Raw genomic sequence first — 24153 nt, 5'->3', positions numbered from 1 at the left:
GGCTACGGGACCGACAGCGGTAGCGGCCGGCCGACGAGGCTCCGTCTCGGGGCCGGCAGGGCCGCGGCGATCTGCCGGATCTGCGAGACGGAATGGGCGTGCGGCGTCGCCACCACGGCCGGGACGCCACTGTCTCCCGCCGCGCGTAGCTCGATGTCGAGAGGCACCTGCCCGAGGAGCGGTGCCGCGATGGCCCGGGCCAGGCGCTCGCCGCCTCCGGTACCGAACAGCGGTGTGCTCGCCTGGTAGGACGAGCACACCAGTGCCGACATGTTCTCCACGACGCCGACAACCGGCATCCGCAGGTCACGCGCCATGCGGCCCACCCGCTGGGCGACGGTCTGGGCCGCCGGTTGCGGCGTGGTGACGGCGAGGAGCGCCGCATCCGGCACGAGTTCGAGCAGCGAGAGGGTGACGTCTCCGGTGCCCGGGGGCAGGTCGACGAGCAGGACGTCGAGCTCACCCCAGTACACGTCGCGCAGGAACTGTTCGATCGCCTTGTGCAGCATGGGGCCGCGCCAGACCACCGGCTCGTCGTCGCGGACGAAGAACCCGACCGACATGAGAGCGACGCCGAAGGCTTCGACCGGCAGCATCGTTCCGTGCAAGGCGACCGGTGCGCGGCGCACTCCGAACAGATGCGGAACGGAGTAACCCCAGACGTCGGCGTCGAGAACGCCGACCCGCTTGCCCTGCTGGGCCAGCGCCACCGCGAGGTTGGCCGTGAGCGTCGACTTGCCGACACCACCCTTGCCGGAGGCCACGGCGTACACCCGGGTCGGCGAATCCGGACCGAAGGGGGGAGCGTCCGTGGGTTTCGCGCCGCGCAAGCGGGCGGCGAGTTGCCTCCGCTCGGTTTCGTTCATCGTCGCGAAGTCGACCTCGACGCCGGTCACGCCGGCGACTGCCCCGGCGGCCGCGGCGACGTCGGCGGAGAGGGTGGCCCGCATCGGACACGAGGCGGTGGTGAGCCGGACGGTCACCCGGACGAGTCCGGAGCGATCGATCTGCACCTCGCCGAGCATGCCGGCCTGCTCGAGCGGCAGATGCAACTCGGGATCCACGACCCGGGCCACCGCGGCCCGCACCGCCGCCGCGGAGACTGCCGGGCCGGACGTCCTCCGCGACAGCAGACTCATGCTCGCTCCTCCGCCCCGGGCGCGCGGAAGGCACGCCGACGGGGTTTGACCGGCCGCATCAGGAACTCCGGGCGGCGCAGCCCGGACCGGCTGGGCCCGGGCCGGGTGCACTCCATCCAGGTGCGGTAGACCTCCCGGGACCGCCGGGTGTCCACCACCACGTCGCCGTACCGGTCGTCGGTGCGGGCCTTCTCCACGCGCACCTTCTGGTGCCAGCAGTGCATGCCCGACAGGGGGTCGGGGTGCACGGCGAAGGCGAGGTTCTGATGCACGCCGGGATCGTCCCAGTAGATCCGCTCGCTGTCGGGATCGTCGCTGCGGAACGGCTGTACCCCCTGCTTGTAGCGCAGCCGCCACACCCCGTTTCCGTCGTTGTCGAGATCGACGAGGCCCATGGCCCACCGGGAGCCGGCGTTCTCGGACGTGCGCCAGCGGCCCATGTGGTGCGAGAGCGCGAGGACGCCGGGGCGGATCGCCTCGGTGGCCCACACCCGGGCCACGAAGTACCCGATCTCGGTGTTGATCCGGACCAGATCGCCCGTGCCGACGCCGAAGCGCGCGGCGTCCGCGGGATTCGTCCACAGCGGATGCGTGTTGCTGATCTCGTTGAGGTACTTCGCGTTCCCGGAGCGAGTGTGGACCAGGGTCGGCAACCGGAAGGTCGGTACGAGCACGATCTCGTTGTTCGCCGGGTCGATCGAGCGGTGCCCGACGTGGGACTCGATGTAGCCCGGGGTGGCGTACTCCTCCCACCCGAAATCGACCATGGTCTCGCTGAACAGCTCGAGTTTGCGCGACGGGGTGAGCCACCCCGCGGTCCTGCTGCCGTCCTCGTGGACGACGCCGACCGCACCCGCCTCGCCGACGAGAGGTGGGGTCGAGTCCAGGGTCACGGCTTTGCGCAGGACCCCGTGCTCGTCCGGGTCCGCCCCCTCGGTCTCGGCGGCCGTCAGCGGCCGCTCGTCGAGTCGGTAGGTGTCCTTGGCGACCTCGAAGACGCCGTATCTGCGCATGTACTCCAGCGGGGTGAGCCCTCGGTCGGCTGCGGCCTTCGGCAGACCCGGCACGCTGTTCTCGAACACCCACCGGTAGTACTCGTCGACGGTGACCTTCTCCCCGGGCCGGTAGGGGGATTCGAAGAACTTGCGGATCCCGAGGCTGCCGTCGGGGTCGATGCGCCAGGACAGCTCGAACCAGAACTCGTTCTCCTCCCACACCTCTCCCGGATTGGACTCGCGGGAGTCGGACACGCTCCGGCCCATGCGCTCGAGCGCCACCCGGGTGACGGGCTGACGGAACCCGAGCCACTTGCCGGCGTACTGCTCGTAGGACTGGGTGTCGTGCCGCTCGGTGCTGTGGCCCATGGGCAGGACGTAGTCGGCGAAGGTGGCCGTCTCGGACCACGTGGGGGTCAGCGCGACGTGGCAGCCCACGAGCGATTCGTCGGTCAGGGCCTCCAGCCAGCTGAAGCCGTCGGGGTTGGTCCACACCGGGTTGTAGACGCGCGAGAAGTACATCGACAGCGTGCCGCGGCCGTCCCGGAGCAGATGCGGCAGCAGGATCGACATCTCGTTGGTCGACAGGGGGAACTCGGCGGGCCAGAGCAGCTCGTTCCAGGACTCGTGTCCCTGCGGCACGTTCGGGCCGTGCGCGATGATCTTGTCCCAGCCGTTGGGGCTGGTGCCCCCCTTGGTGCCGACGCTGCCGGTGAGCACGTTGAGGAAGAACAGGGCCCGCGAGACCTGCCACCCGCCGAGGTTGCCGGCGGTCGCCGCCCGCCAGACGTGCGCCGACAGGGCCGAACCGGCGGTGGCGACGATCCGGGCGAGCTCGGCGATCTGCGCCTCGGGAACCTGCGCTTCCTGTGCGGCGTAGGCGAAGGTGTACCCGGAGTAGTCCTCGGTCAGTGCGCCGACGAACGCGTCGAAGTCGTCGGCGGGCAGTTCGGGGTGGCGGTGCTTCATGTAGGTGGACCAGTTCACCCAGCGACGCAGGAAGGCCCGGTCGATGCGGTCGGTGCGCAGCAGATGCGATGCGACGGACAGCAGGATCGCGGCCTCGCTGCCGGGCCACGGGGCGATCCACAGGTCGGCGTGCGACGCGGTGTTCGACAACCGCGGATCCAGGACGACGACCTTGGCGCCGCCCTGGATCTTGCCCTCCATGATCCGCTGCGCGTGCGGGTTGAAGTAGTGCCCGGTCTCGAGGTGGCTCGAGATCAGCAGGATGACCCTGGCGTTCGCGTAGTCCGGGGAGGGCCGGTCGTAGCCGCCCCACAGGGAGTAGCCCAGCCGGGCGCCGGCGGAGCAGATGTTGGTGTGGCTGTTGTGCCCGTCCACGCCCCACGCCAGCAGGAACCGCTCGGCGAAGCCGTCCTCGCCGGGCCGGCCCACGTGGTAGACGACCTCGTCCCGGCGGTCCTCCACGATGGCGGCCCGGATCCGGGCGGCGATGTCGTCGAGGGCCTCGTCCCAGCCGATGCGCTCCCACTGCCCACTGCCGCGGGCACCGACGCGCTTGAGCGGGTGCAGGATGCGCTCGGGGTCGTTGATCTGGTTGATCGTCGCGGGACCTTTGGCGCAGTTGCGCCCGCGTGAGCCCGGATGGGCCGGGTTCCCTTCGAGCCGCTTGATGGACAGATCGGACTTGTCGACGTACGCGAGCAGACCGCATGCCGATTCGCAGTTGAAGCAGGTGGTGGGCACCAGCATGTACTCGTGCGGAACCTTACGAGGGTGGGCCTTGGCGTCGTATTCGACGTGATGGTCCCAGTTCTCGACCGGAGGAAAGTTCCGCAGCCGCTCGTGCGTGCGCTGACCGGGCAGCACCGGCTCGGCCGCGATGTGTTCCGGCTCGGCCGCGATGCGCTCCGTCTCGGCAGTCATGGCAGTTCCCTTCGGATGGATGGGCGGGTGCCCGGTGGGCCCCTCACGACAGCGGCGGATCCTGACCCGCCCGGACGAACACCGTCTCGTAGGCCAGCAGCGCGACCTGCGTCAGCAGACCGGCGGCAATCAGGAGGACGGCACCGGCGGAGCCGTTCCACGACGGGGCGGCCAGCGCGGCCGCCACCACTGCCGGGGCGATCGCCCCCAGCCGGAACAGCCGGGCGTAGCGGCCTCGGGTGACGATGTGCGCGGCGACGGTCGCCTGCCGGCTCGCATGCCTGCCGGAGTACTCGATGCCCAGCATCAGCAGATGCAGCACGGTCGAGATCACGAAGACGCGGACGAGGAAGGCGACCGCACCGTCGGTGAGACCCGCGAACGGCGCGAGGACGAGCAGTGCCCCGGTCCCGACCATGGCGGCCTGGACCAGCAGGTGCCAGAACAACAGCGGTGACTGCCACAGGTCGCGCCCCTCGGCCTGCCCGAAGAGGAACCCGGTGTAGCCGGCGACGAGCGCGCCGGAGGCGAGGGCGGCCCAGGCGAGTACCGTTGTCGCCCAGCTTGATTCGAGCAGGCTGGCGAGGACCCACAGGGCGGCGACACCGCCGAAGGCGGCCAGCGCGTACGCGCCCCACACGAGCCACGAGGACCAGTTGGATTTGAGGAAGATGTAGAGAAAACGCTCGGGCCGCTTCAGGTCCCAGATCAACAGCACTCCGGTGAGCGCCGCGCCCGCCATGGCCACCACGGGGGCCGCGTAGTCGCCCAGCCACCCCAGGTCGATGCCGAGGAGGTGGGCCAGCCCTGCGACGGCGAGGGCGCCGGCTCCGACGGCCTTGGTCCACAGGTAGGTCGTCACGCGCCATCCCCACGGCCGCGGATGGGCCGTGTTCAGCGTGGTGCGCGCCTTGGTCGTGCGATCCCTGGGCAGGTCGGCGGCGGTCTCGCGGCGGTGCGCGTCCGGCTCCGCCCAGATGTAGGTGTCGGCGACCGGCGCGGCCAACGGATCGAGGACCGCCCGGTCGGCACCGAGATAGAAGACGTTCGGCCCGGTGTTCTGCTCCGGGGAACGCACGGTGGTCTGCTGCGTGCTGACCAGGGTGGCGATGCCGCTCGTCGGATCGTCGAGGTCACCGACCCAGATCGAGTGGGTGGGGCACACCACGACGCAGGCAGGCTCCATCTCGTTGTCGATACGATGCGCGCACATGTTGCACTTCGCCGCGGTGTGGGTGTCCTGATCGATGTAGATCGCGTCGTAGGGGCACGCCTGCATGCAGCTCTTGCACCCGATGCAGCGCTCGTTGTCGAAGTCGACGATCCCGTCGTCGCGCTTGAACAGCGCTCCGGTGGGGCAGATCTTCACGCACGGCGCATCGGTACAGTGGTTGCACCGCATCACACCGAAAGATCTTGTGGTGTTCGGAAACTCGCCGGAGTCGACGTACTTCACCCACGTACGGAACTGGCCGAGCGGCACCTCGTGTTCAGTCTTGCAGGCGACCGTGCAGGCGTGGCAGCCGATGCACGTGCGCTGGTCGATCGCGAAGCCGTAGCGCACCGAATCACTTCTTCCGGATGAGGTAGCGGTGGATGCCGTCTTCGCTGTTGTTGTCCAGCAGTTCGTTTCCCGTGTCGTTCGCCCACGAGGGGATGTCGCGTCTCGATCCGCCGTCGGTGGCCTCGACGAGCAGGATCTGCCCCGACTCGAGCTTCTTGATCGCGCGCGAGGCGAGCAGCACCGGCATCGGGCACTTCTGTCCCTTGGCGTCGACGACGACGTCGATCTGGTAGTCCACGGTCGGCTCCTGTGTCGGGAACGGATCAGATGAACAGGCTGATCTGGGACCTGCTCATGGCGGAGAGGGCGGTGGCTGCACCGACGGGCTCGCCGACGCCCTCGATGAGCTGGTCGTGGCGCACACCGAGCAGGTCCATGCTCATCTCGCACGGCCACAGGTTCACCCCCATTTCGGTGCACATCTCGACCAGCTCGGCGGGATGGGCCACATTCTTCTGGCGGGCAAGCTTTTTCATCATCCACGGGCCGGCGCCACCCAGGTGGAGCTTGGACAGTTTCATGTGCTGCATCCCGGGCCGGTTCATGCCGGCCAGCGCCTTGGTCATCGCGTCGGTCCCGGTGATCCGGACGTCGTCGCGCACCAGGGGGAACAGTCCCCAGAAGGTGAAGAAGATCGTGGTGGACATTCCGTAGGCGGCACCGGTGGAGCCCAGGATCAGCGCCGGCCACATCCTGTCCAGATCGCCGCTCCAGGCCACGATCGTCATGCTCTCGTCGTCGACGTCACGCTGCGGGTTGTCCGACATGCGCCGGCCCCTTTCGTGGTTGCCGGGGAGGCCTTGTCCGGCCTTCGCGCGGAGTGTTGCGATATGTGATCCAGGACACTACATTCGTGTATGCGCATACCGCAAGATGGTTCGGAAAGTCGCCCTCCCGGTGTGCGGACCACCCGCCCGTTTCGTCCCTGGGAGGACACGTGGCCGATACCGTCACCGCCTCGGAGCTGTTTCTCGAGCTCCGGGCGGGCACCGTTCCCGAGATCCTCGACATCCGCAGCACCGAGGATTTCCGGGCCGGCAGGATCGAAGGACCCCGGCCCGTTCCCACTCGCCACGTCCCGGTCTATCGGGTGATGGAAGAGCTCGAGGAACAGGCCGCCGCCACGCGGTCGGGTGCCGTCGTCGTCTGCGGGCAGGGCAACGGCTCCGAACTGGTCGCCGAGGAATTCGAGACGCTGGGCCTGCGCACCCGTTCCCTCGAGGGCGGTACCGACGCGTGGAACCGGCTCCTCGTTCCCGTCGAGATCGCCGGACTGCCCGGCGACGTGCGCATCTGGCAGTTCCAGCGCCCGGCGAAGGCCTGCCTGTCGTACCTCGTCGGCGTGCCCGGCGGCCGCGGCATCGTCGTCGACCCCGCCAGGTCGACCGAGGCATACCTGGAACTCGCTCGAAAACAAGATGTTTCGATCGTGCACGTCGTGGACACCCACGTGCACGCGGACCACGTCAGTGGTGGCCCGGCGCTGGCGGCCCGGCTCGATGCGGAGTATCACCTGCCGCCGGAGGACGCCGGCGGCATCGTCCCGTTCCCCAACCGGCCGCTGAAGGAGGGCGACGAACTCGACCTGGGATCCGCCGCCGTCCGGGCCATGACCATGCACCTGCCGGGCCACACTCCCGGCACGACGGCACTGCTGATCAGCGAATCGGTCCTGCTCGTCGGCGACACCGTCTTCGTCCGGGGCCTCGGCCGGCCCGACCTGACCGGCCGGGCCGAGGAGCTGGCGCGGGATCTGTTCCGCAGCGTGCACGACAGGCTGCGGCCCCTCGACCCGCGAACGACGATCGCCCCGGCCCACTGGTCGAGCAACGAGGAGATCAACGCCGACGGACTGGTCGTCACCACGCTCGAAGAGATCTTCACCGCCACACTGCTGAACGAGCACGCCCTCGAGCGCTTCGTCGAGCAGATCGTGAACTCGCTGCCCGCCGCCCCGGACACCTACGAGACGATCCGCCGCGTGAACGCCGGACAACTCGCTCCCGCCGACGACGAGATCGACGTCCTCGACGTCGGCCGCAACCAATGCGCGGCCTCGACCTCCCTGAAGGCCACCCACTGAGCGGCACGGCCGCCGACGACACCATCACGCTCGCCGCGCTCGCGCCCCGGCCGCGATCCGGGACGCCGCTGCCCCCCGACCGGCACACCTATACTCGGCACCCGACGTTCGGAGGAGTGATGGAACAAGACATCGCGGCACAGTTGCAGGAACTCCACGCCCGAGTCTGCAAGGCCATCGCCGACCCCAAGCGACTGCTCATCATCAACGAACTCCGGGACGGTGAACTCAGCGTCGGTGACCTGTGCGAGGCGCTGGGCTTCAGCCAGTCCAACGCCAGCCAGCACCTGTCCGTTCTCCGCGAGCGCGGGATCGTGAACGCGCGACGTTCCGGCAACAACGTCTTCTACTCGCTGCGCAGCCGGAAGATCGTGCAGGCGGTGGACCTGCTCCGGGAATTCCTGGCCGAAGACCTGGCCGACCAGGCGAACCTGCGGGGCGCCCTCGACGGCCGGAAAGTCGACCTCGGCCTCGATCGGTAGGGCGCCGTCACGCAGGACGATTCGCCACCGTCCCGGCGGATCCGCGAATCGGGTCAGCCGCAGACCGCCCCGCCCGACGCCGAACCGACCAGCTTCGTGTACTTGGCCAGCACCCCGCGCGTGTAGCGGGGAGGCAGCGGCTCCCACCCCTGCCGGCGGGACGCGAGTTCGTCCTCGTCGACCAGCACGTCCAGGGTGCCGTTCGCGACGTCGAGCCGGATCGGGTCGCCGTCGCGGACGAACGCGATCGGGCCGCCGTCCACGGCTTCCGGCGCCACGTGCCCGACGCACAGGCCCGTCGTGCCCCCGGAGAACCGGCCGTCGGTGAGCAGCAGCACGTCCTTGCCGAGCCCGGCGCCCTTGATCGCGCCGGTGATGGCGAGCATCTCCCGCATTCCCGGCCCACCCTTCGGGCCCTCGTACCGGATCACCACCACGTCGCCCGCCGTGATCGTGCCGTCCTCGAGGGCATCCATCGCCGCCCGCTCGCGCTCGAAGACCCGGGCGGTGCCCTCGAACACCGACTCGTCGAAACCGGCGGACTTCACCACCGCCCCGCCCGGGGCGAGACTGCCCTTCAGGATCGTGATGCCACCCGTGGGATGGATGGGCTCACCCAGGGCGCGCAGCACCTTGCCGTCCGGATCGGGCGGGGCGATCTCGGCCAAGTTCTCGGCGACGGTCCGCCCCGTGACGGTGAGGCAGTCACCGTGCAGCAGACCCGCATCGAGCAGCGCCTTCATGATCACCGGCACGCCGCCGATGCGGTCGACGTCCTGCATCACGTGCCGGCCGAACGGCTTGACGTCGGCCAGGTGCGGGACGCGCGCACCGATGCGGGAGAAATCGTCCAGCGTCAGCTCGACCCGCGCCTCGTGCGCGATCGCCAGCAGGTGCAGCACCGCGTTGGTCGACCCACCGAACGCCATCACCACGGCGATCGCATTTTCGAACGCCTCCTTCGTGAGGATGTCGGAAGCGGTGATGCCGCGGCGCAGCAGGTTCACCACGGCCTGGCCGCTGCGGCGGGCATATCCGTCGCGGCGGCGGTCCGTCGCCGGCGGCGCCGCGCTGCCCGGCAGCGACATACCGAGCGCCTCGGCCGCGCTGGCCATCGTGTTCGCCGTGTACATGCCGCCGCACGCGCCCTCGCCGGGGCAGATGGCCCGCTCGATCGCGTCGACGTCCTCCCGGCTCATCAGCCCCCGGGCACACGCGCCGACCGCCTCGAAGGCGTCGATGATCGTCACGTCGCGTTCGGATCCGTCGGACAGCTTCGCGACGCCCGGCAGGATCGACCCCGCATACAGGAACACGGCCGCCAGGTCGAGACGCGCGGCGGCCATCAGCATCCCGGGCAGGGACTTGTCGCACCCGGCGAGCAGCACCGACCCGTCGAGCCGCTCCGCCTGCATGACGGTCTCCACGCTGTCGGCGATCACCTCGCGTGAGACCAGCGAGAAGTGCATCCCCTCGTGGCCCATCGAGATGCCGTCGGAGACGGAGATCGTGCCGAACTCGAGCGGGTAGCCGCCGGCGGCGTGCACGCCGTCCTTGACCGCCTGCGCCAGCCGGTCCAGCGACAGGTTGCACGGGGTGATCTCGTTCCACGACGAGGCCACCCCGATCTGCGGCTTGTCCCAGTCGTCGTCGCCCATGCCGACCGCACGGAGCATGCCGCGTGCGGCGGTCTTCTCGAGGCCGTCGGTGACGTCGCGGCTGCGGGGCTTGATGTCCGGCTCGGTCGCCCTGCTCATCGCGTTCCTCCCGGCCGGGGGTCGCGCCCGGTCAGCGCCAGCAACCGGTCCTGCAGGGGCGCGTCGTCGGGCATCGGCACCGGCGGCGCGAACAGCCCGCTCGCACCCAGCATCTCGCGCTGTGGCTGCAGGTCCTCCCAGACGGCCGTCACCAGGTCGGGGTCGAGGGTCTCGTCGGCGCCGACGGCCCGCGCCAGATCCCAGGTGTGGATCGCGATGTCGCCCACCTGCTGTCGCAGATAGTCCCGCGCGGGGACCATCCCGTACGACAGGTGTACCTGTCTGTCCGGATCGGTGGACGCCCACGCGACGGACGCGTCGACCGCGTGCCGGTCCCACTCGGCCGACAGGTCGTCGCCGAGGGGGACGAGGTCGGCCTCCGCCTCGGCGATCGTCTTTCCGGCGAGGAGGGGCGGCACCCACCGTTGCTCGTCCACCACATGCCGGACCAGCGTGGCGACGTCCCATTCGGTGTCGGGGGTGGGGGCGGACCAGTCGGTGACCGCCGAGAGCCGGTTCTCGAAACCCTGCCGGGCGATGCGCTGCAATTCGAGCCAGTCGTACGACATGGATTCAGCGTAGGCGGGTGGTGGCGACGGCACCGGGTTTCCCGGACGTGCGCCGGATGCCGATGTTCGGAAGGATCGAGCAGGCGCGCCCGGCGCGCCTCCCGCTCGTCCGACATGCACTGGAGAATTCATGCCCGTCCCCACCGTCGCCCTCGCGCCCGGCCTGACCGTCAGTGCCCAGGGATACGGCGCGATGTCCGTCTCGCCCGCCTACGGCCCGGTCGACCTCGACGAGGCCCTCGCCACGCTGCATCACGCGGTCGATCTCGGCATCACGTTCGTCGACACCGCCGACGTCTACGGCGACGGCACCAGCGAGCGGGTCGTCGGGAAGCTGCTGAAGGATCGCGGCGACGAGGTGCAGGTGGCCACCAAATTCGGCCTGGTCGGCGCGCTGGGTACCGGCAACCGCGGTATCGACGGCCGCCCCGAATACGCGAAGCGGGCGATCGACGAGTCCCTGAGCCGGCTCGGGGTGGACAGCGTCGACCTGTACTACCTGCACCGCGTGGACCCGACCGTCCCGATCGAGGACACCGTCGGCGCCCTCGCCGAGCTGGTGCAGGCGGGCAAGATCCGGCACATCGGCCTGTCCGAGGCCACCGGCGACGAGTTGCGGCGCGCGCACGCCGTGCACCCGATCGCCGCGATCCAGTCCGAATGGAGCATCGTCTCCCGTGACGTCGAGAAGAACGTCGTGCCGACGGCCGCCGAGCTGGGCATCGGATTCGTGCCGTACTCGCCGGTCAGCCGGGGTCTGCTCACCGACGACTTCGACGCCGGACAGATCGGCGACCGGGATCTGCGCCGGCGTTTCCCCCGGTTCGACGCCGAGGCGCTGCCCGCCAACCTGCAGGTGCGCGCCGCGGTGCGCGCGGTCGCGGACGAGGCGGAGGCGACCGTCGCCCAGGTGGCGCTGGCGTGGCTCGACGCCAGGGCGCGGCAGTTCGGGTTGCCGTCGATCGCGATCCCGGGCAGCCGCTACGCCGCGCGCGTCACCGAGAACGCCGGGGCACTCGACGTGCGGCTCACCGACGAGCAGCTCGTCCGGCTCGACGCCCTCGCCGACACCGTCGTGGGCGGGCGGGCCGCGGACCCGACCTGGGTGTCGTGGGGCCGGGAGTGACTACCGGCGGGTAGACGCCTCGCCGCGTAGGGTCGTTTCATCATGAAACGGGTGTGGTGGGTGTGGGGCGTGGGTGTCTTCGCCTATGTCGTGGCCGTCATGCATCGCACGTCGTTCGGCGTGTCCGGTCTCGCCGCCACCGAACGTTTCGACATCACTCCGGCCGTGCTCTCCGGATTCGTGGTCCTGCAGATCGTGGTGTACGCGAGCATGCAGATCCCGGCCGGGGTGTTGCTCGACCGGTTCGGTTCGCGGGTGATGATCGCCTCGGGTGCGGCGATCATGGCGTCGGCGCAGCTGGTGCTGGCGTTCACCGAATCCCTGCCCGCCGCCTATGCGGCCCGAGTCTTCGTCGGCGCGGGCGACGCGCTCACGTTCATCTCGGTGCTCCGACTGGTGCCGGTGTGGTTCGACGTGCGACGGGTGCCGCTGGTCTCCCAGCTCACGGGCATCCTCGGGCAACTGGGGCAGGTGCTCTCGGCGCTGCCCTTCGTGCTGATCCTGAACGGATCGGGGTGGAGCGCGGCCTTCGCGAGCGCTGCCGCTCTGGGGGTGCTCGCGTGCGTGCTCGCCGTGGCCGTGGTGCGCGATGCACCGCCCGGCGTGGTCGTGCGGACCCAGGCTGCGGGGATGCGGCAGGTGCTCGGGCAGCTCGGGGTGGTGTGGCGCCGGCCGGGGACGCGGCTCGGGTTCTTCACCCACATGGGGACCCAGTTCTCCATCACCACGTTCGCGTTGTTGTGGGGCATGCCGTATCTCCAGTCGGCGCAGGGACTGTCCGCGGCCGCCGCCGGTTCGCTGCTCACCCTCTCCGTGGTGTCGGCGATCGCGGCCGGCCCGGTGCTCGGGATCCTCAGCGGCCGCTTCCCGCTGCACCGCTCGTGGCTGGTGCTGTCGATCATGGTGAGCAACGCGGTGATGTGGACGATCGTGCTGCTGTTGCCGGCGCCGGCCCCGATGTGGCTGCTCGTCCTGCTGATCGTGATCATCTCGGTCGGCGGGCCCGGGTCTATGATCGGATTCGACTATGCGCGGACATTCAACCCGAGCACCGCGCTCGGCACCGCCCAGGGCATGGTCAACATCGGCGGATTCCTGGCGTCCCTGCTGGTGATCCAGGCGATGGGGGTGATCCTGCAGCGTCTCGGTGGTTACACCTTCGAGGCGTTCCGGGTCGCCTGGCTGGCGCAGTATCCCGTGTGGATCGTGGCGATCGTCGGGGTGCTCGTCACCCGCGGCAAGGCTCGCCGCGAGGCGGGCGTATCGCCGCGGACGTTGCGGCAGGTGCTGCGCGACGGTCGTCGCGCAGGGCCGGCGAATCCGCAGACGCGCGTCGAGGAGGCTGGCGATGACGGGGATCGGACCCGAGCGGACTGACAGCCCCCGACGGGATCCGGCCGGTGTCGGCAGGTCCGGCGGGTTCGCCCTGGAGGACTTGCGGACCAAGGTCGGAATCGTGCGGGACGAGTTCGTCGATCGTCACGGCTACGACCCCGTCGAACACGTCGAGTCGTGGACAGCCGCTGCCGCGCCGTCGGCCGGGCTCGCCGGAATCCGCATCACGTGCGGAGTGAACGCCGACGTGTACCGGCTGCGGGATCTGCTCGCCGTCCGGCGGGACGTGCGGGTGGTGGAGGCGCGGGACTACATCAGACGCGCGGGTCCCGACGGATACCGGGGTCTGTGCCTCGTCGTGGAGGTTCCGGTGGCACGGTCGGACGGCGTGCGCGCGGTGCGCGTCGAAGTGCAGATCCGCACCGGGATCATGGAATCGTGGGAGTTCGTGGCGACCCGGCTGCGCACCGGATTCGCCGATCACCTGCCTCCGGAGATGCTCGACGAGCTGGGCGCGGCAGCCGAGCGTGCCCGCGACCTCGACTCGCGGATCGGCGCCCTGCACCGGCGCATGGAGGACCGCATCGCCGGGTCGCAGCAGGAGGCGCCGCCGGCCTAGGCCCGGCCGTGCACTTGCGCGCGCAAAACCTTGTCGCGCGGGCATTTACGGGCGCATACAGCACCACCCCGCGCGGGGACGACGACGGCACGGACCCCCGCCGAGAACTCGACGGGGGTCCGCGGTGTGAGGCTCAGTTGTAGCTGTAGAAGCCCTGGCCGGTCTTGCGGCCGAGACGGCCGGCGTCGACCATGCGGCGCAGCAGCGCCGGCGGCGCGTAGTGCGGCTCGGCGAACTCGTCGTACAGCGACTGGGCGGCGTTGAGCGTGACGTCGAGGCCGACGGTGTCGATGAGGGTGAGCGGACCCATCGGGTAGCCGCAGCCGCCCTTCATCGCGGCGTCGATGTCTTCCTTCGTCGCATAGCCCGACTCGAGCATCCGCACGGCGGAGGTCAGGTACGGGATCAGCAGCGCGTTGACGATGAAGCCCGCGCGGTCGCCGGCGCGGACCGTCGTCTTGCCGAGGGTGTTCTTGACGTAGTCGAAGACGGCGTTCGCCGTCTCCTCCTCGGTGGTCAGCGCCGAGATGATCTCCACCAGCGGCATCACCGGCACCGGGTTGAAGAAGTGCACACCCACGACCTGACCCGGACGCGACGTCGCCTGGGCCATCTTGATCACCGGCAGCGACGAGGTGTTGGTCGCCAGGATGCCGGACGGCTTCACGACCGCGTCGAGCTTGGTGAAGATGTCGACCTTGAGCGACTCGATCTCGGGCGCCGCCTCGATGACGAGATCACGGTCGGCGAGATCGGTGACGTCGGTGGTGACGCGGACCCGCGCGACGGCGGCGTCGGCCTCCTCCTGCGTGATCTTGCCGCGGGCGACGCCCTTGCCGATCGAGCCGGCGACACGCTTGCGTGCCGCCTCGGCGAATTCCTCGCTGGTCTCGAGCACGATGACGTCGCTGCCGGCCTTGGCGCACACCTCGGCGATGCCGGCACCCATCGTGCCGCCACCGACCACGCCGATCAATTCCACTGCCACGGGGGATTCTCCTCGTTACGAAGGTTGGACCAGGGTGAACTTACTGCCGCGGGGTCAGCGCAGCAGCGCGCGGGACATGACGACCCGCTGGATCTGGTTGGTGCCCTCGTAGATCTGGGTGATCTTGGCGTCGCGCATCATGCGCTCGACCGGGAAGTCGGTGGTGTATCCGGCGCCGCCGAACAACTGCACGGCGTCGGTGGTGACCTCCATCGCGACGTCGGACGCGAAGCACTTGGCGGCGGAGGAGATGAAGCCGAGGTTCGGCTCGCCGCGCTCGGCGCGTGCCGCCGAGGTGTACACCATCAGGCGTGCGGCCTCGACCTTCATGGCCATGTCGGCGAGCATGAACTGCACGCCCTGGAAGTCGGAGATCGGCTTGCCGAACTGCTTGCGGTCCTTGGTGTAGGCGATCGCCGCGTCGAGCGCGCCCTGGGCCAGGCCCACGGCCTGCGCACCGATGGTGGGCCGGGTGTGGTCCAGCGTGGCGAGGGCGGTCTTGAAGCCGGTGCCGGGCTCGCCGATGATGCGGTCGCCGGGGATGCGGCAGTTCTCGAAGTACAGCTCGGCGGTCGGGGAGCCCTTGATGCCGAGCTTCTTCTCCTTGGGACCGACCACGAAGCCCTCGTCGTCCTTGTGGACCATGAAGGCGGAGATGCCGTTGGCGCCCTTGTCGGGGTCGGTCACGGCCATGACGGTGTACCAGCTGGACTTGCCGCCGTTGGTGATCCAGCACTTCGAGCCGTTGAGGATCCAGTCGTCGCCGTCGGCCTTGGCACGGGTACGCATGCCCGCGGCGTCGGAGCCGGCCTCCCGCTCGGACAGCGCGTACGACGCCATCTCGCCCTTGACCAGGTCGGGCAGGACCTTCTGCTTGAGCTCCTCGGAGCCGGACAGGATCAGGCCCATGGTGCCGAGCTTGTTCACGGCCGGGATCAGCGAGGACGAACCGCAGACGCGCGCGACCTCCTCGATGACGATGCAGGTGGCGACGGAGTCGGCGCCGTCGCCGCCGTACTCCGTGGGGACGTGGATCGCGTTCAGGCCGGACTTGTTGAGGGCGTCGAGCGCCTCCTGCGGGAAGCGGGAGTTCTCGTCGACGTCCTTGGCGAAGGGCGCGATCTCCTTCTCGGCCAGCGCGCGGATCGCGGCGCGAAGCTCGTCGTGCTCCTCGTTCAGCTTGAACAGACCGAACTCCGGGTTGAAGGCCATGACGGCGGACTCCTATCGGCACGCAGTGCCAGTATCTGAGTTGGTGTCGCCTTCACCCTAGCGGACGTAGGGCGCGCGACGTCATGAAATTGCATCAAGTGAAGCACGGCACTCAGTGCCAAGTCAATGGCTGTGCTGGTCGGTTGTCCCCCGCGACGTCAGTCCGGTGTCCCCTCGAGCTGCGCCTGCACCCGGCGGGCGACCTCCGCAGGCGGGGTACCCGGCGGATAGGTGACGACCGTGATCGCCCGCTCGCCGGTGGCGGGCGTGGCCTCGGGGGCCCCGCCCTGTCCCGGTGCGACACCGAACGACCGTCGCACCTCGAGCAGCGCGCGGCGCAGTTCCTCCGCCGTCGCGGACTCGTCGCCGCGGATCATCGCGCGCAGCAGGAAGTTGTGCGTCGCGGTCATCGCGGCCGCGAAGCTGACGATCCGCACCCCCGACTCCGACGGCACGGCGGAACGCAGGTAGTCGGTGAACAGCCGCTCGTAGCGGTACGTCGTGACCAGCTCCCGCTCACGCAGCGCGGGCACCCGCTGCACCACCCGGTACCGCCACACCGCAAGCTCCCGCTTGTCCCGGAAGTGCCCGAACACCAGCTCCGCGGCCTCGGCGGTGGCCGCCCACGGATCCGCGAAATGCCCCGACAGGTACCGCGCGACCTGCTCGAGCAGCGACTCGTGATCGGCGAAGATCACGTCCTCCTTCGAGCGGAACTGCCGGAAGAAGGTCCGGCGCGAGACCCCCGCGGCCGACGCGATCTGCTCGACGGTGGTCGACTCGTAGCCGTACTCGGAGAACAGGCGGATCGCCTGCGTCACCACGTGCACCCGGAACTGGGCGGGATCGGGGCCGGTCGCGTCGATGCGGCGGGTGGAGTCGGGACCGAGTGCCATGGTTGTCAGTATCCAATCCGCCGCATCGAAGTCGAAACGGCCGCGCCGCCGATCCTTGCGGCGCGGCCGGCCTCAGGCCTGCGGCGAGTGCGCGGCCCGCAGCTCGAACTTGAGGATCTTGCCGGTCGGCGTGCGCGGCAGGTCCAGCGGGAACACGATCTCCCGCGGCACCTTGTACCCGGCGAGCAACGTGCGGGTGTAGGAGATGAGTTCCTCGGCCGTGACGGTCTCGTCCTTCTTCAGGATCACGAACGCCTTGGGCCGCTCGCCCCACTTCTCGTCGGGCACGCCCACCACCGCGACGTCCAGCACGGCCGGGTGGCTCACGATGGCCTGCTCGACCTCCACGGTGGAGATGTTCTCGCCCCCGGAGATGATGATGTCCTTCGCGCGGTCCTTGAGCTGGATGTAGCCGTCCGGGTACATCACGCCCAGGTCGCCGGTGTGGAACCAGCCGCCCTCGAACGCCTTCGTCGTGGCTTCCGGATCCTTGAAGTAGCCCGCCATGACGTTGTTGCCACGCAGCACGATCTCGCCCATCGTCTGCCCGTCGGCGGGCACGTCGTTCATGTTCGCGTCGACGACCCGCGCGTTCTCCGCCTGCAGCATGCCCACGCCCTGACGCGACAGCAGCGCCGCGCGTTCCTCGGCGGGCTTGTCGTCCCACGAGTCCTGGTACTCGCAGATCGTGTACGGCCCGTAGACCTCGGTCAGGCCGTACACGTGCACCACGGTCACACCGATCTTCTCGAGCTGTGCGATCACCGTCGGCGACGGCGGCGCGCCCGCCGTGGTGATCCGCAGCGGCCGGTCCAACCGGTGGGCCTGCGGGGCTTCGGCGATGGTCGAGCACACCGCCGGAGCGCCGCACAGGTTGGTGACCCCGAGGTTGTCGATTGCGTCCCAGATGGCGTCGGCCCGCACGGCGCGCAGGCAGATGTGTGTACCGCCCGCCGCCGTCACCGCCCACGGCGTGCACCACCCGTTGCAGTGGAACATCGGCAGGGTCCACAGGTACTGCGTCTTCCCGTCGAACGCGTTGTGGAACGTCTCGCCGAAGGAATTGAGATACGCGCCGCGATGCGTGTACATCACGCCCTTCGGCTTGCCGGTGGTGCCCGACGTGTAGTTCAGGGTGATGACCTGTTCCTCGTCGTCGACGCCCCAGTGCAGCGGGGTGTCGTCGAGGCCGTCGGCGGCGGCGAGGAACTCGTCGTACCGGGCGGTGACGATCCCGGCCGGAACGTCCGGGTACGGAACCGTCGAATCCGGCACCTCCACGACCTCGGTCAGCGACGGCACGCTGTCCGCGACGCCCGCGACCGAGCCGACGAACTCCGAGTCGACGAACAGCAGCGACGCTTCGGCGTGACCGAGGATGTACTCGAGCTCGGGTCCGGCCAGCCGGGAGTTCAGCGCGATGAGCACGCCACCGGCGAGCGGCACCGCGAAGTGCGCGATGAGAAGTTCCGGCACGTTCGGCGCCAGGAACGCCACCCGGTCGCCGGGCTGGATGCGGCTGCGCAGAACCCGTGCGAAGCGCTGTGCCTCGTCGGCGAACTGTGCGTACGTGTAGCGGCGGTCGCCGTGGATGATCGCGGTGCGATCCGGGAACACGGACGACGACCGTTCGAGGAACCGCAGCGGGCTGAGCGGGGTGTGGTTCGCCGTTCGGGCGGCGGAGCTGGACGTGAGGGTGGACGACGGGGTGGACACGGATACCTCCGGAACTTCGGCACTCGGTCGGTGTACGCCATTGTGATCGCTGCAACACCGGAACGGGTGGAGGTTATGGGTCACGGGAGATCCCCCGCTACCCTCCGAAGTGGGTATTCGTGGTCTCGGAGGTGGTTCCGGTGAGTTCTGTGTCGGAGAAGCTCGGGACGTCGACTGCTGCGCCGACGCGACCGGGCCGGCACGCGCAGCTGCGGCCGAGCGACGAGGACGCGCTGCGCGCCGAGCTGCGCCGGCTGCAGACCTCCACGGGGATGCCCGTGCTGTTCGGCGGCACCGTGCACGGCGGGGACATGCTCCTGTCCGGGTTCGTCGGCACGCGCAGCGGCATCCTCCGCGACCTGGTGATCAGCTCCGAGTGCGGGCTCGGCGGCAAGGTGGTCGCCGAGCAGCGGCCCGGCGCGGTGTCGGACTACTTCAACTCCCGCCAGATCTCCCACGAGTACGACCGCGAGGTCGCGGGGGAGGGCATCGAGTCGCTGCTCGCCGTGCCGGTGGTGGTGCGCCGCCGCACCCGCGCCGCCCTGTACGGCGGCCTGCGCACCAACCTGCCCATCGGCGACGTCGTCGTCGAGCAGGTGCTGCGCTCGGCCCGCACCCTCGCCCGCGAGATCGAGATCCGCGACGAGGTGGACCGGCGGGTCGCTCTCATCGACAACGCCCGTGCCGCCGCCCCGCCGGCCGTGTCCGCGGCGGTGTCGGAGGGCATCACCGAGAGCTACCTGGCCCTGCGGGAGATCGCGGCACAGACGTCCGACCCGGCGATCGAAGCGCGCCTGCGTGAGGTCGAGGAGAAGCTGCGGACACTGACCGGCGGCAATGCGGCACCGGCGGTGCGGCTGTCGGCGCGGGAGCGGGATGTGCTGGCGTACGTGGCGCTCGGGTGCCGCAACGCCGAGATCGCCGAGCGGCTGGCGCTGAGTGTGGAGACCGTCAAGAGCTACATGCGCAACCTGATGGGCAAGCTCGAGGTGGGCAGCCGGCACGAGGCGGTCGTCGAGGCCCGTCGGCAGGGCCTGCTGCCCTAGCGAAGCTTTGTCGCAGCCCACCTGCGTAGCGGACCGAGTCGGATTCCCGGCTCGGCGCCAGCCGGTAGCGGTGGGCAGCACCGGTATCGGATGAGCTTCTTCAACAGATCTTCACGGGATTTCGTGCCCGACTACAGAAGTGGACACCTACGGTGGGTGAACCCGCCGCAACCGCGGTCGGAGAAGGCGCCGGTGGCGCGCGCATGCCTCCGAGGTGAGAGATGTCTGCACCCGAAGCTGGTTCTGCGGAATCCGTAGGTGGATCGGGTGGTTCGACCCAGGCCCCGCTGCTGACGGCAGAGGGGGTCGAGAAGAGTTTCGGTCGTGGCTGGTGGCCGCGGCGGCACCGCACCGCGGTGCTGCGCGGGGCGGAACTGGAGTTGCACCCCGGCGAGGTGGTGGGGTTGGTGGGGGAGAACGGCTCGGGCAAATCGACGCTGATGAAGATTCTCGTCGGGGATCTGCGGGCCGATGCCGGCAGTGTGCGTCGTCCGCGGCGACTGGGCTATTGCCCGCAGCAGCCGGTGGTCTACGACCGGCTCACCTGCGACGAGCACTTCGAGTTGTTCGGACGGGCGTACCGGATGAGTCCGGAGGCCGCGCACCTCTCCCGCGGCCGCCTGTACACCGCGTTGGGGTTCGACCGCTACGCCGGTACCCGTGCCGACCGGTTGTCCGGCGGGACGCTGGCGAAACTGAACCTGGGGCTGGCGCTGCTGGCCGATCCGGAGGTGTTGTTGCTGGACGAGCCGTATGCCGGGTTCGACTGGGACACCTATCTGCGGTTCTGGGAGATCGTGGCGCAGCGTCAGCAGGCGGGTCGCTCGGTGCTGATCATCAGTCATTTCGTGGCGGACGAGCAACGGTTCGATCGCATCGTCGATCTGCGGGAGGGGCGGACGGTGCCGCGATGATCCTCACCCCCACCGCGCGGTCCGCGGTCGACGATGTCCGGGCGCTGAGCGGCCGGTTCCTGGCCGACTACGCCCGCAACCCGGTGAATCTGCTGGTGCTGGTGGTTGTGCCGGTGGTGTTCGTGATCGTTGCGGCCGGCGCGATGGCCGATGCGGCCCGGCTGCTCGGGGGTGCGAGCGGCCCGGCGGTGGAAACGGCGACGGCCGGGTGGGCGGCGGGTTTCCTGGCCGGGATCGCGATGTACTTCCAGATCAATGCCGCCCGCGCGGCGGACCGTCGACTGGTGTCGGCGGGCCTGACGGCACGGCGGCTGGTGCTGGCCCGGCTCGGTACCGGAGTGGTGTTGGCGGTGCTGGTCTCGGCGGTGGCGTTGCTGGCGCTGGCGGTGCGGGTCGGAATCGATGCTCCGGTGCGGGTGACGGTGGGCACGATGATGTTCGCGGTGATCTATCTGGCCATCGGGGCGATGGTCGGGGCACTGGTGCGCAACCCGGTCAACGGCACCGTGCTGATCCTGTTCGTTTGGATCGTCGACGTGTTCTTCGGGCCGGCGATCGGCTCGGCGCAGCGGGTGGCCACCCGCGGATTTCCCACCCACTTCGTGACGCTGTGGATGGTGGATGTGCCTTCCCGACACGGCGGGAAGGTCGGGGACCTGGGATGGGCACTGGTGTGGATGGCCGGGGCGCTGCTGCTCGGGGCGATGGTGGTCACCGCCACCGTCGGGGGATTGCACGGGCACCGCAAGCGCACCGGCCGGGGTGGGCGGGCGGACCGGTTCTCGGTCGGTCTGACCATGGGATTGCGGGACTGGCGCCGCAATCCGGTGCTGTGGGTGCTGCTGGTGGTGGTGCCGATCGTGTTCATCGCCTTGTCGAAGGCGATGACCGTCCCCGAGTTCGGAATGTTCTCCCTGGTCGAGGACGGACAGGCGGTGACGGAGGTGTTCTGGCTGCCGGACGTGCATGCCGGGACCATGACTCCGATCGCGATTGCGTCGCTGTCGGCGCTGGCCGGGTTGTTCGTGGTGCTCGATGCGCGCAGCGGTGATCGGCGACTGTCGCTGGCCGGCTTCGGCGCCGGGGTGCTGCTGGCGGTCCGGTTGACGGTGATCGCGGTGGCGGCGATGGTGGTGACCGCCTCGTCGTTGCTGGTCACCGCCGCGGTGTTCGATGCCCGTCAGTGGGGCCTGTACGCGGCCGGGAATCTACTGCTGGCATGGACCTACGGGCTGGTGGGCGTGTGCCTCGGGCCGCTGTTCGGGCGGGTCGGCGGCGTGTTCATCGCGTTCTTGGTGCCCTTCCTGGATCTGGGGATCGGGCAGAGTCCGATGCTTCGTCCGCAGCCGCCGCAGTGGGCGCAGCTGCTGCCCGGCTACGGCGCGACCCGGATGATCCTCGACGGCGGGCTGACCGACAGCTTCGACACCGCCGGCCCGCTGCTGGCCGCGTTGGGGTGGCTGGTCGGGCTCACCGCGGTGGCGGCCTGGTTGTTCCGCCGGGCCCCGGCAAGCACACCGCGGCCCGGCGCCGGGCTCTGAACCACCCGGCAGGTCAGTAGCTGGCAACGGTGAGCAGCGCGACCGTGTCGGCGACGGCGTCGATCCGGTGCCGGGTGCGGGGCAGGGCGATCAGGTCCCCGCCGCGCCCGTCCCAGCTCGCCTGGTCGGCGACGACCCGCAACCGCCCGCGCAGGATGTACACCGTTGCCTCACCGGGACCGACGTGCTCGGCCGTGGACTGCCCGGCCTGCAACACCATCAGAGTCTGCCGCAGCACATGGTCGTGCCCACCGTAAACGGTTTCGGCACTTCGACCGCTGGATGCGGTGGCGGCATGCGCGGCCAGGTGCCGGGCGAGCGCGTCGAGCGAGAGCTTCCTCATCGCCGCCCCCGTCCGCTGGTGCCGGCCTGCGCGGTACCGCGGGCAGGGATGGTGCGCGCGGTGCTGCGGGCACCTGCGGCGGCGGTGGCGGGCAGGCGCACGGTGAATCGGGCGCCGGTTCCGGGTCCGCCGCTGGAGGCGGTCAGCGTACCGCCGTGGGCCTCGACCAGGGCGCGGGCGATGGTCAACCCGATGCCGCTGCCCCCTTCTTGCCGGCGACGGGAGGGGTCGGCACGGTAGAACCGGTCGAACAGGTGTCTCAGGTGTTCGGGGGCGATGCCGTCGCCGGTGTCTGTAACGGTGATCTCGACGTCGCTGTCGACGGTGGTGGCGGCGAGGGTGACCGTGCCCCCGGTCGGCGTGTGCCGCAGGGCGTTGTCGAGCAGATTGCCCAGCACCTGCCCGATCCGATCCGGGTCGGCCGTGACCGCGTCGGGGTGCTCGACGTCTTCGACAAGCGCAACGCCCTTGGCGGCGTAGCGGTCGGCGGCGACGCGGACGGCGGCGTCGACGAGGGAGCGGGTGTCGGTGCGCGCGGGCGTGACGGACAGCCGGCCTTCTTCGGCACGGGAGACGGCGCCCATGTCCTCGGCAAGCCGTCCGAGCCGGGCAGTGCTCGACCGTAGGACCGCGAGGGTCTCGGCGTCGGGAACCCGGATGCCGTCTTCGAGGGCCTCGATGTGGGCATCGAGTGTGGCCAGCGGGGTGCGCATCTCGTGCGCGAGATCCGAGAGCATGCGCCGCCGGGTGGTTTCCACCGAGTCCAGCCGATCGGCGAGCTTGTTGAATGTTTCGGCGAGCTGGTCGAACTCGTGGCCGAGACCGGGGCCGGGCAGACGCACGTCGTAGTGGCCGCCGGCGATCTCGGTGGCCGAGGTGGCCACGCCGGTGACCGAGCGCTGCACCCTGCGGGTGAAATACCAGCTCACCGCCAGCGCCATCAGCGCCGAGACCACCAGCGCGATGGCCAACGAGATGATCATCGCCGAAGTGAACGCCTCCTCGACGTGCGCCGCCTCGGTCGAGACGTGCTCGATACCGGCCTGCTGGAGGTGATTGTGGAACAGTCCCGGGGCGACGGCGGCGGCCACCAGCCAGGCGCTGATTGCGCCGCCGACGACGACGATCGCTTGCGCGGCCAGTAGTCGGCTGCCGAAGCCTGCACTGCGACGCCCGGACCTCCGTCCTGCGGCCGCGGGTGGGGTCGTCATTGCCCGGCTCCCATGCGGTATCCGACCCCACGCACGGTGCGGACGAACACCCCGCGGGTGGCGTCGTCACCGAGCTTGCGACGCAGATGCCCGATGTGCACGTCGACCAGGTGTTCGTCACCGACCCAGCTCGGCCCCCACACCGCGGTGATGAGCTGCGCCCGGGTGAACACGACGTGGGGGTGCGCCGACAGCGCAGCGAGGATGTCGAATTCGGTGCGGGTCAATGCGATCGGGACGCCGTCGACCCACACCTCGCGTCCGGCGGCATCGAGGGTCAATGATCCGAAGGTACGGCGGCCGGTGTCGGCGCCGGACGACGCAGACGCAATGCTGTCGCCGGTCGAGGGCCGGGGGCGACGCAGCATTGCCTGGATGCGGGCGATGAGTTCGCGGGGGCTGAAGGGTTTGGTCATGTAGTCGTCGGCGCCGACCGAGAGCCCCACGAGGGTGTCGATCTCGTCGGCGCGGGCGGTGAGCATCACGACATAGGCATCGGAGAACGTGCGCAGCTGCCGGCACACCTCGATCCCGTCCAGACGCGGCAACCCCAGATCGAGCACCACGACATCCGGATCGACCTGGCGGGCACGCTCGACGGCAGCGAGCCCGTCGTGTACGAGCGTGATCTCGAAGCCGGCGCGTTCGAGGTAGGTGCCTACCACCGTGGCCAGCGCCATTTCGTCTTCGACGACCAGCGCCCGCAGACCGGTCGGGGGGCCCGGTG

Annotated in this window: 22 protein-coding genes; 8 read left to right on the top strand and 14 right to left on the bottom strand. The window is 69.8% G+C overall.

Annotated elements, in window-relative coordinates; translation table 11 throughout:
• Positions 1–2: 2 nt before the first annotated feature.
• Genes F1734_RS24175 through F1734_RS24155 form a run of 5 tightly spaced genes read right to left on the bottom strand, consistent with a single transcriptional unit; the run spans position 3 to position 6355 of the window.
• On the bottom strand, positions 3–1139 hold the full coding sequence (locus F1734_RS24175; RefSeq protein WP_124258796.1) for an Mrp/NBP35 family ATP-binding protein: 1137 nt from the start codon (positions 1137–1139) through the stop codon (positions 3–5).
• Positions 1136–4024, bottom strand: coding sequence for a molybdopterin-dependent oxidoreductase (locus F1734_RS24170; protein WP_017680820.1), 2889 nt, complete (start codon positions 4022–4024; stop codon positions 1136–1138). Before F1734_RS24170 ends, F1734_RS24175 begins: the two co-directional genes overlap by 4 nt.
• Positions 4025–4067: 43 nt before the next feature.
• Positions 4068–5588 carry a 4Fe-4S dicluster domain-containing protein gene (locus F1734_RS24165; RefSeq protein WP_102031661.1) on the bottom strand — a complete coding sequence of 507 codons (1521 nt, stop codon included), beginning with the start codon at positions 5586–5588 and terminating at the stop codon, positions 4068–4070.
• 4 nt (positions 5589–5592) lie between these two features.
• A complete protein-coding gene (locus F1734_RS24160) occupies positions 5593–5826 on the bottom strand; it encodes a sulfurtransferase TusA family protein (protein WP_010593701.1) in 234 nt (77 codons plus the stop codon).
• 25 nt (positions 5827–5851) lie between these two features.
• Positions 5852–6355 (bottom strand): DsrE/DsrF/DrsH-like family protein, encoded by a 504-nt coding sequence (locus F1734_RS24155; RefSeq protein ID WP_010593700.1) that lies wholly within the window; start codon positions 6353–6355, stop codon positions 5852–5854.
• Positions 6356–6525: 170 nt separating this feature from the next.
• Here F1734_RS24155 and F1734_RS24150 point away from each other — a divergent pair, with 170 nt between their 5' ends.
• A complete protein-coding gene (locus tag F1734_RS24150) occupies positions 6526–7671 on the top strand; it encodes an MBL fold metallo-hydrolase (RefSeq protein WP_203011159.1) in 1146 nt (381 codons plus the stop codon).
• A 119-nt stretch (positions 7672–7790) separates the two neighbouring features.
• Positions 7791–8153 (top strand): ArsR/SmtB family transcription factor, encoded by a 363-nt coding sequence (locus F1734_RS24145; protein WP_026137777.1) that lies wholly within the window; start codon positions 7791–7793, stop codon positions 8151–8153.
• 53 nt (positions 8154–8206) lie between these two features.
• On the opposite strand, the gene ilvD is transcribed toward F1734_RS24145, so the two are convergent.
• Both ilvD and F1734_RS24135 read right to left on the bottom strand, forming a co-directional pair.
• Complete coding sequence (gene ilvD / locus F1734_RS24140) at positions 8207–9910, bottom strand: dihydroxy-acid dehydratase (protein ID WP_203011158.1); 1704 nt, start codon at positions 9908–9910, stop codon at positions 8207–8209.
• Entirely contained in the window at positions 9907–10479 is a 573-nt protein-coding gene (locus F1734_RS24135; protein WP_010593696.1) for a TIGR03086 family metal-binding protein, read from the bottom strand. The genes ilvD and F1734_RS24135 overlap by 4 nt, the downstream gene beginning before the upstream one ends.
• Positions 10480–10609: 130 nt before the next feature.
• Here F1734_RS24135 and F1734_RS24130 point away from each other — a divergent pair, with 130 nt between their 5' ends.
• The 3 genes from F1734_RS24130 to F1734_RS24120 are packed head-to-tail and all read left to right on the top strand — an operon-like array spanning position 10610 to position 13559.
• Positions 10610–11605: an aldo/keto reductase gene (locus tag F1734_RS24130; protein ID WP_017680815.1), complete on the top strand. Its 996-nt coding sequence runs from the start codon at positions 10610–10612 to the stop codon at positions 11603–11605.
• A gap of 42 nt (positions 11606–11647) precedes the next feature.
• Positions 11648–12982: an MFS transporter gene (locus F1734_RS24125; protein WP_017680814.1), complete on the top strand. Its 1335-nt coding sequence runs from the start codon at positions 11648–11650 to the stop codon at positions 12980–12982.
• Positions 12954–13559 (top strand): GTP pyrophosphokinase, encoded by a 606-nt coding sequence (locus F1734_RS24120; RefSeq protein ID WP_203011157.1) that lies wholly within the window; start codon positions 12954–12956, stop codon positions 13557–13559. Before F1734_RS24125 ends, F1734_RS24120 begins: the two co-directional genes overlap by 29 nt.
• A gap of 133 nt (positions 13560–13692) precedes the next feature.
• Here the strand turns inward: F1734_RS24120 and F1734_RS24115 are convergent, their stop codons facing one another.
• From F1734_RS24115 to F1734_RS24100, 4 genes are all read right to left on the bottom strand, one after another.
• Positions 13693–14541, bottom strand: coding sequence for a 3-hydroxybutyryl-CoA dehydrogenase (locus F1734_RS24115; protein ID WP_010593692.1), 849 nt, complete (start codon positions 14539–14541; stop codon positions 13693–13695).
• 60 nt (positions 14542–14601) lie between these two features.
• A complete protein-coding gene (locus tag F1734_RS24110; protein ID WP_010593691.1) occupies positions 14602–15759 on the bottom strand; it encodes an acyl-CoA dehydrogenase in 1158 nt (385 codons plus the stop codon).
• Between the two features lie 158 nt (positions 15760–15917).
• A complete protein-coding gene (locus F1734_RS24105) occupies positions 15918–16655 on the bottom strand; it encodes a TetR family transcriptional regulator (protein ID WP_203011156.1) in 738 nt (245 codons plus the stop codon).
• A 72-nt stretch (positions 16656–16727) separates the two neighbouring features.
• On the bottom strand, positions 16728–18371 hold the full coding sequence (locus tag F1734_RS24100) for an acyl--CoA ligase family protein (protein ID WP_203011155.1): 1644 nt from the start codon (positions 18369–18371) through the stop codon (positions 16728–16730).
• A 149-nt stretch (positions 18372–18520) separates the two neighbouring features.
• Here F1734_RS24100 and F1734_RS24095 point away from each other — a divergent pair, with 149 nt between their 5' ends.
• From F1734_RS24095 to F1734_RS24085, 3 genes are all read left to right on the top strand, one after another.
• Complete coding sequence (locus F1734_RS24095; protein ID WP_203011967.1) at positions 18521–19417, top strand: helix-turn-helix transcriptional regulator; 897 nt, start codon at positions 18521–18523, stop codon at positions 19415–19417.
• A 221-nt stretch (positions 19418–19638) separates the two neighbouring features.
• Positions 19639–20331 (top strand): ATP-binding cassette domain-containing protein, encoded by a 693-nt coding sequence (locus F1734_RS24090; RefSeq protein ID WP_228287123.1) that lies wholly within the window; start codon positions 19639–19641, stop codon positions 20329–20331.
• Entirely contained in the window at positions 20328–21872 is a 1545-nt protein-coding gene (locus tag F1734_RS24085; protein WP_010593686.1) for an ABC transporter permease, read from the top strand. The genes F1734_RS24090 and F1734_RS24085 overlap by 4 nt, the downstream gene beginning before the upstream one ends.
• 13 nt (positions 21873–21885) lie before the next feature.
• Here F1734_RS24085 and F1734_RS24080 read toward each other — a convergent pair whose 3' ends face one another.
• From F1734_RS24080 to F1734_RS24070, 3 genes are read right to left on the bottom strand one after another with little or no spacing between them, the layout of a single operon-like run.
• Entirely contained in the window at positions 21886–22215 is a 330-nt protein-coding gene (locus tag F1734_RS24080) for a cupin domain-containing protein (RefSeq protein ID WP_010593685.1), read from the bottom strand.
• Positions 22212–23426, bottom strand: a complete 1215-nt coding sequence (locus F1734_RS24075) for a sensor histidine kinase (protein ID WP_010593684.1) — start codon at positions 23424–23426, stop codon at positions 22212–22214. Before F1734_RS24075 ends, F1734_RS24080 begins: the two co-directional genes overlap by 4 nt.
• Entirely contained in the window at positions 23423–24124 is a 702-nt protein-coding gene (locus F1734_RS24070) for a response regulator transcription factor (protein WP_026137774.1), read from the bottom strand. Before F1734_RS24070 ends, F1734_RS24075 begins: the two co-directional genes overlap by 4 nt.
• Between the last annotated feature and the right edge of the window lie 29 nt (positions 24125–24153).

Origin of the sequence: Rhodococcus ruber (assembly GCF_016804345.1) — a bacterium.
Classification (GTDB): domain Bacteria; phylum Actinomycetota; class Actinomycetes; order Mycobacteriales; family Mycobacteriaceae; genus Rhodococcus; species Rhodococcus ruber.
Note: the sequence above shows the minus strand (reverse complement) of the source record. Positions and strands in the feature narration are given on the sequence as shown.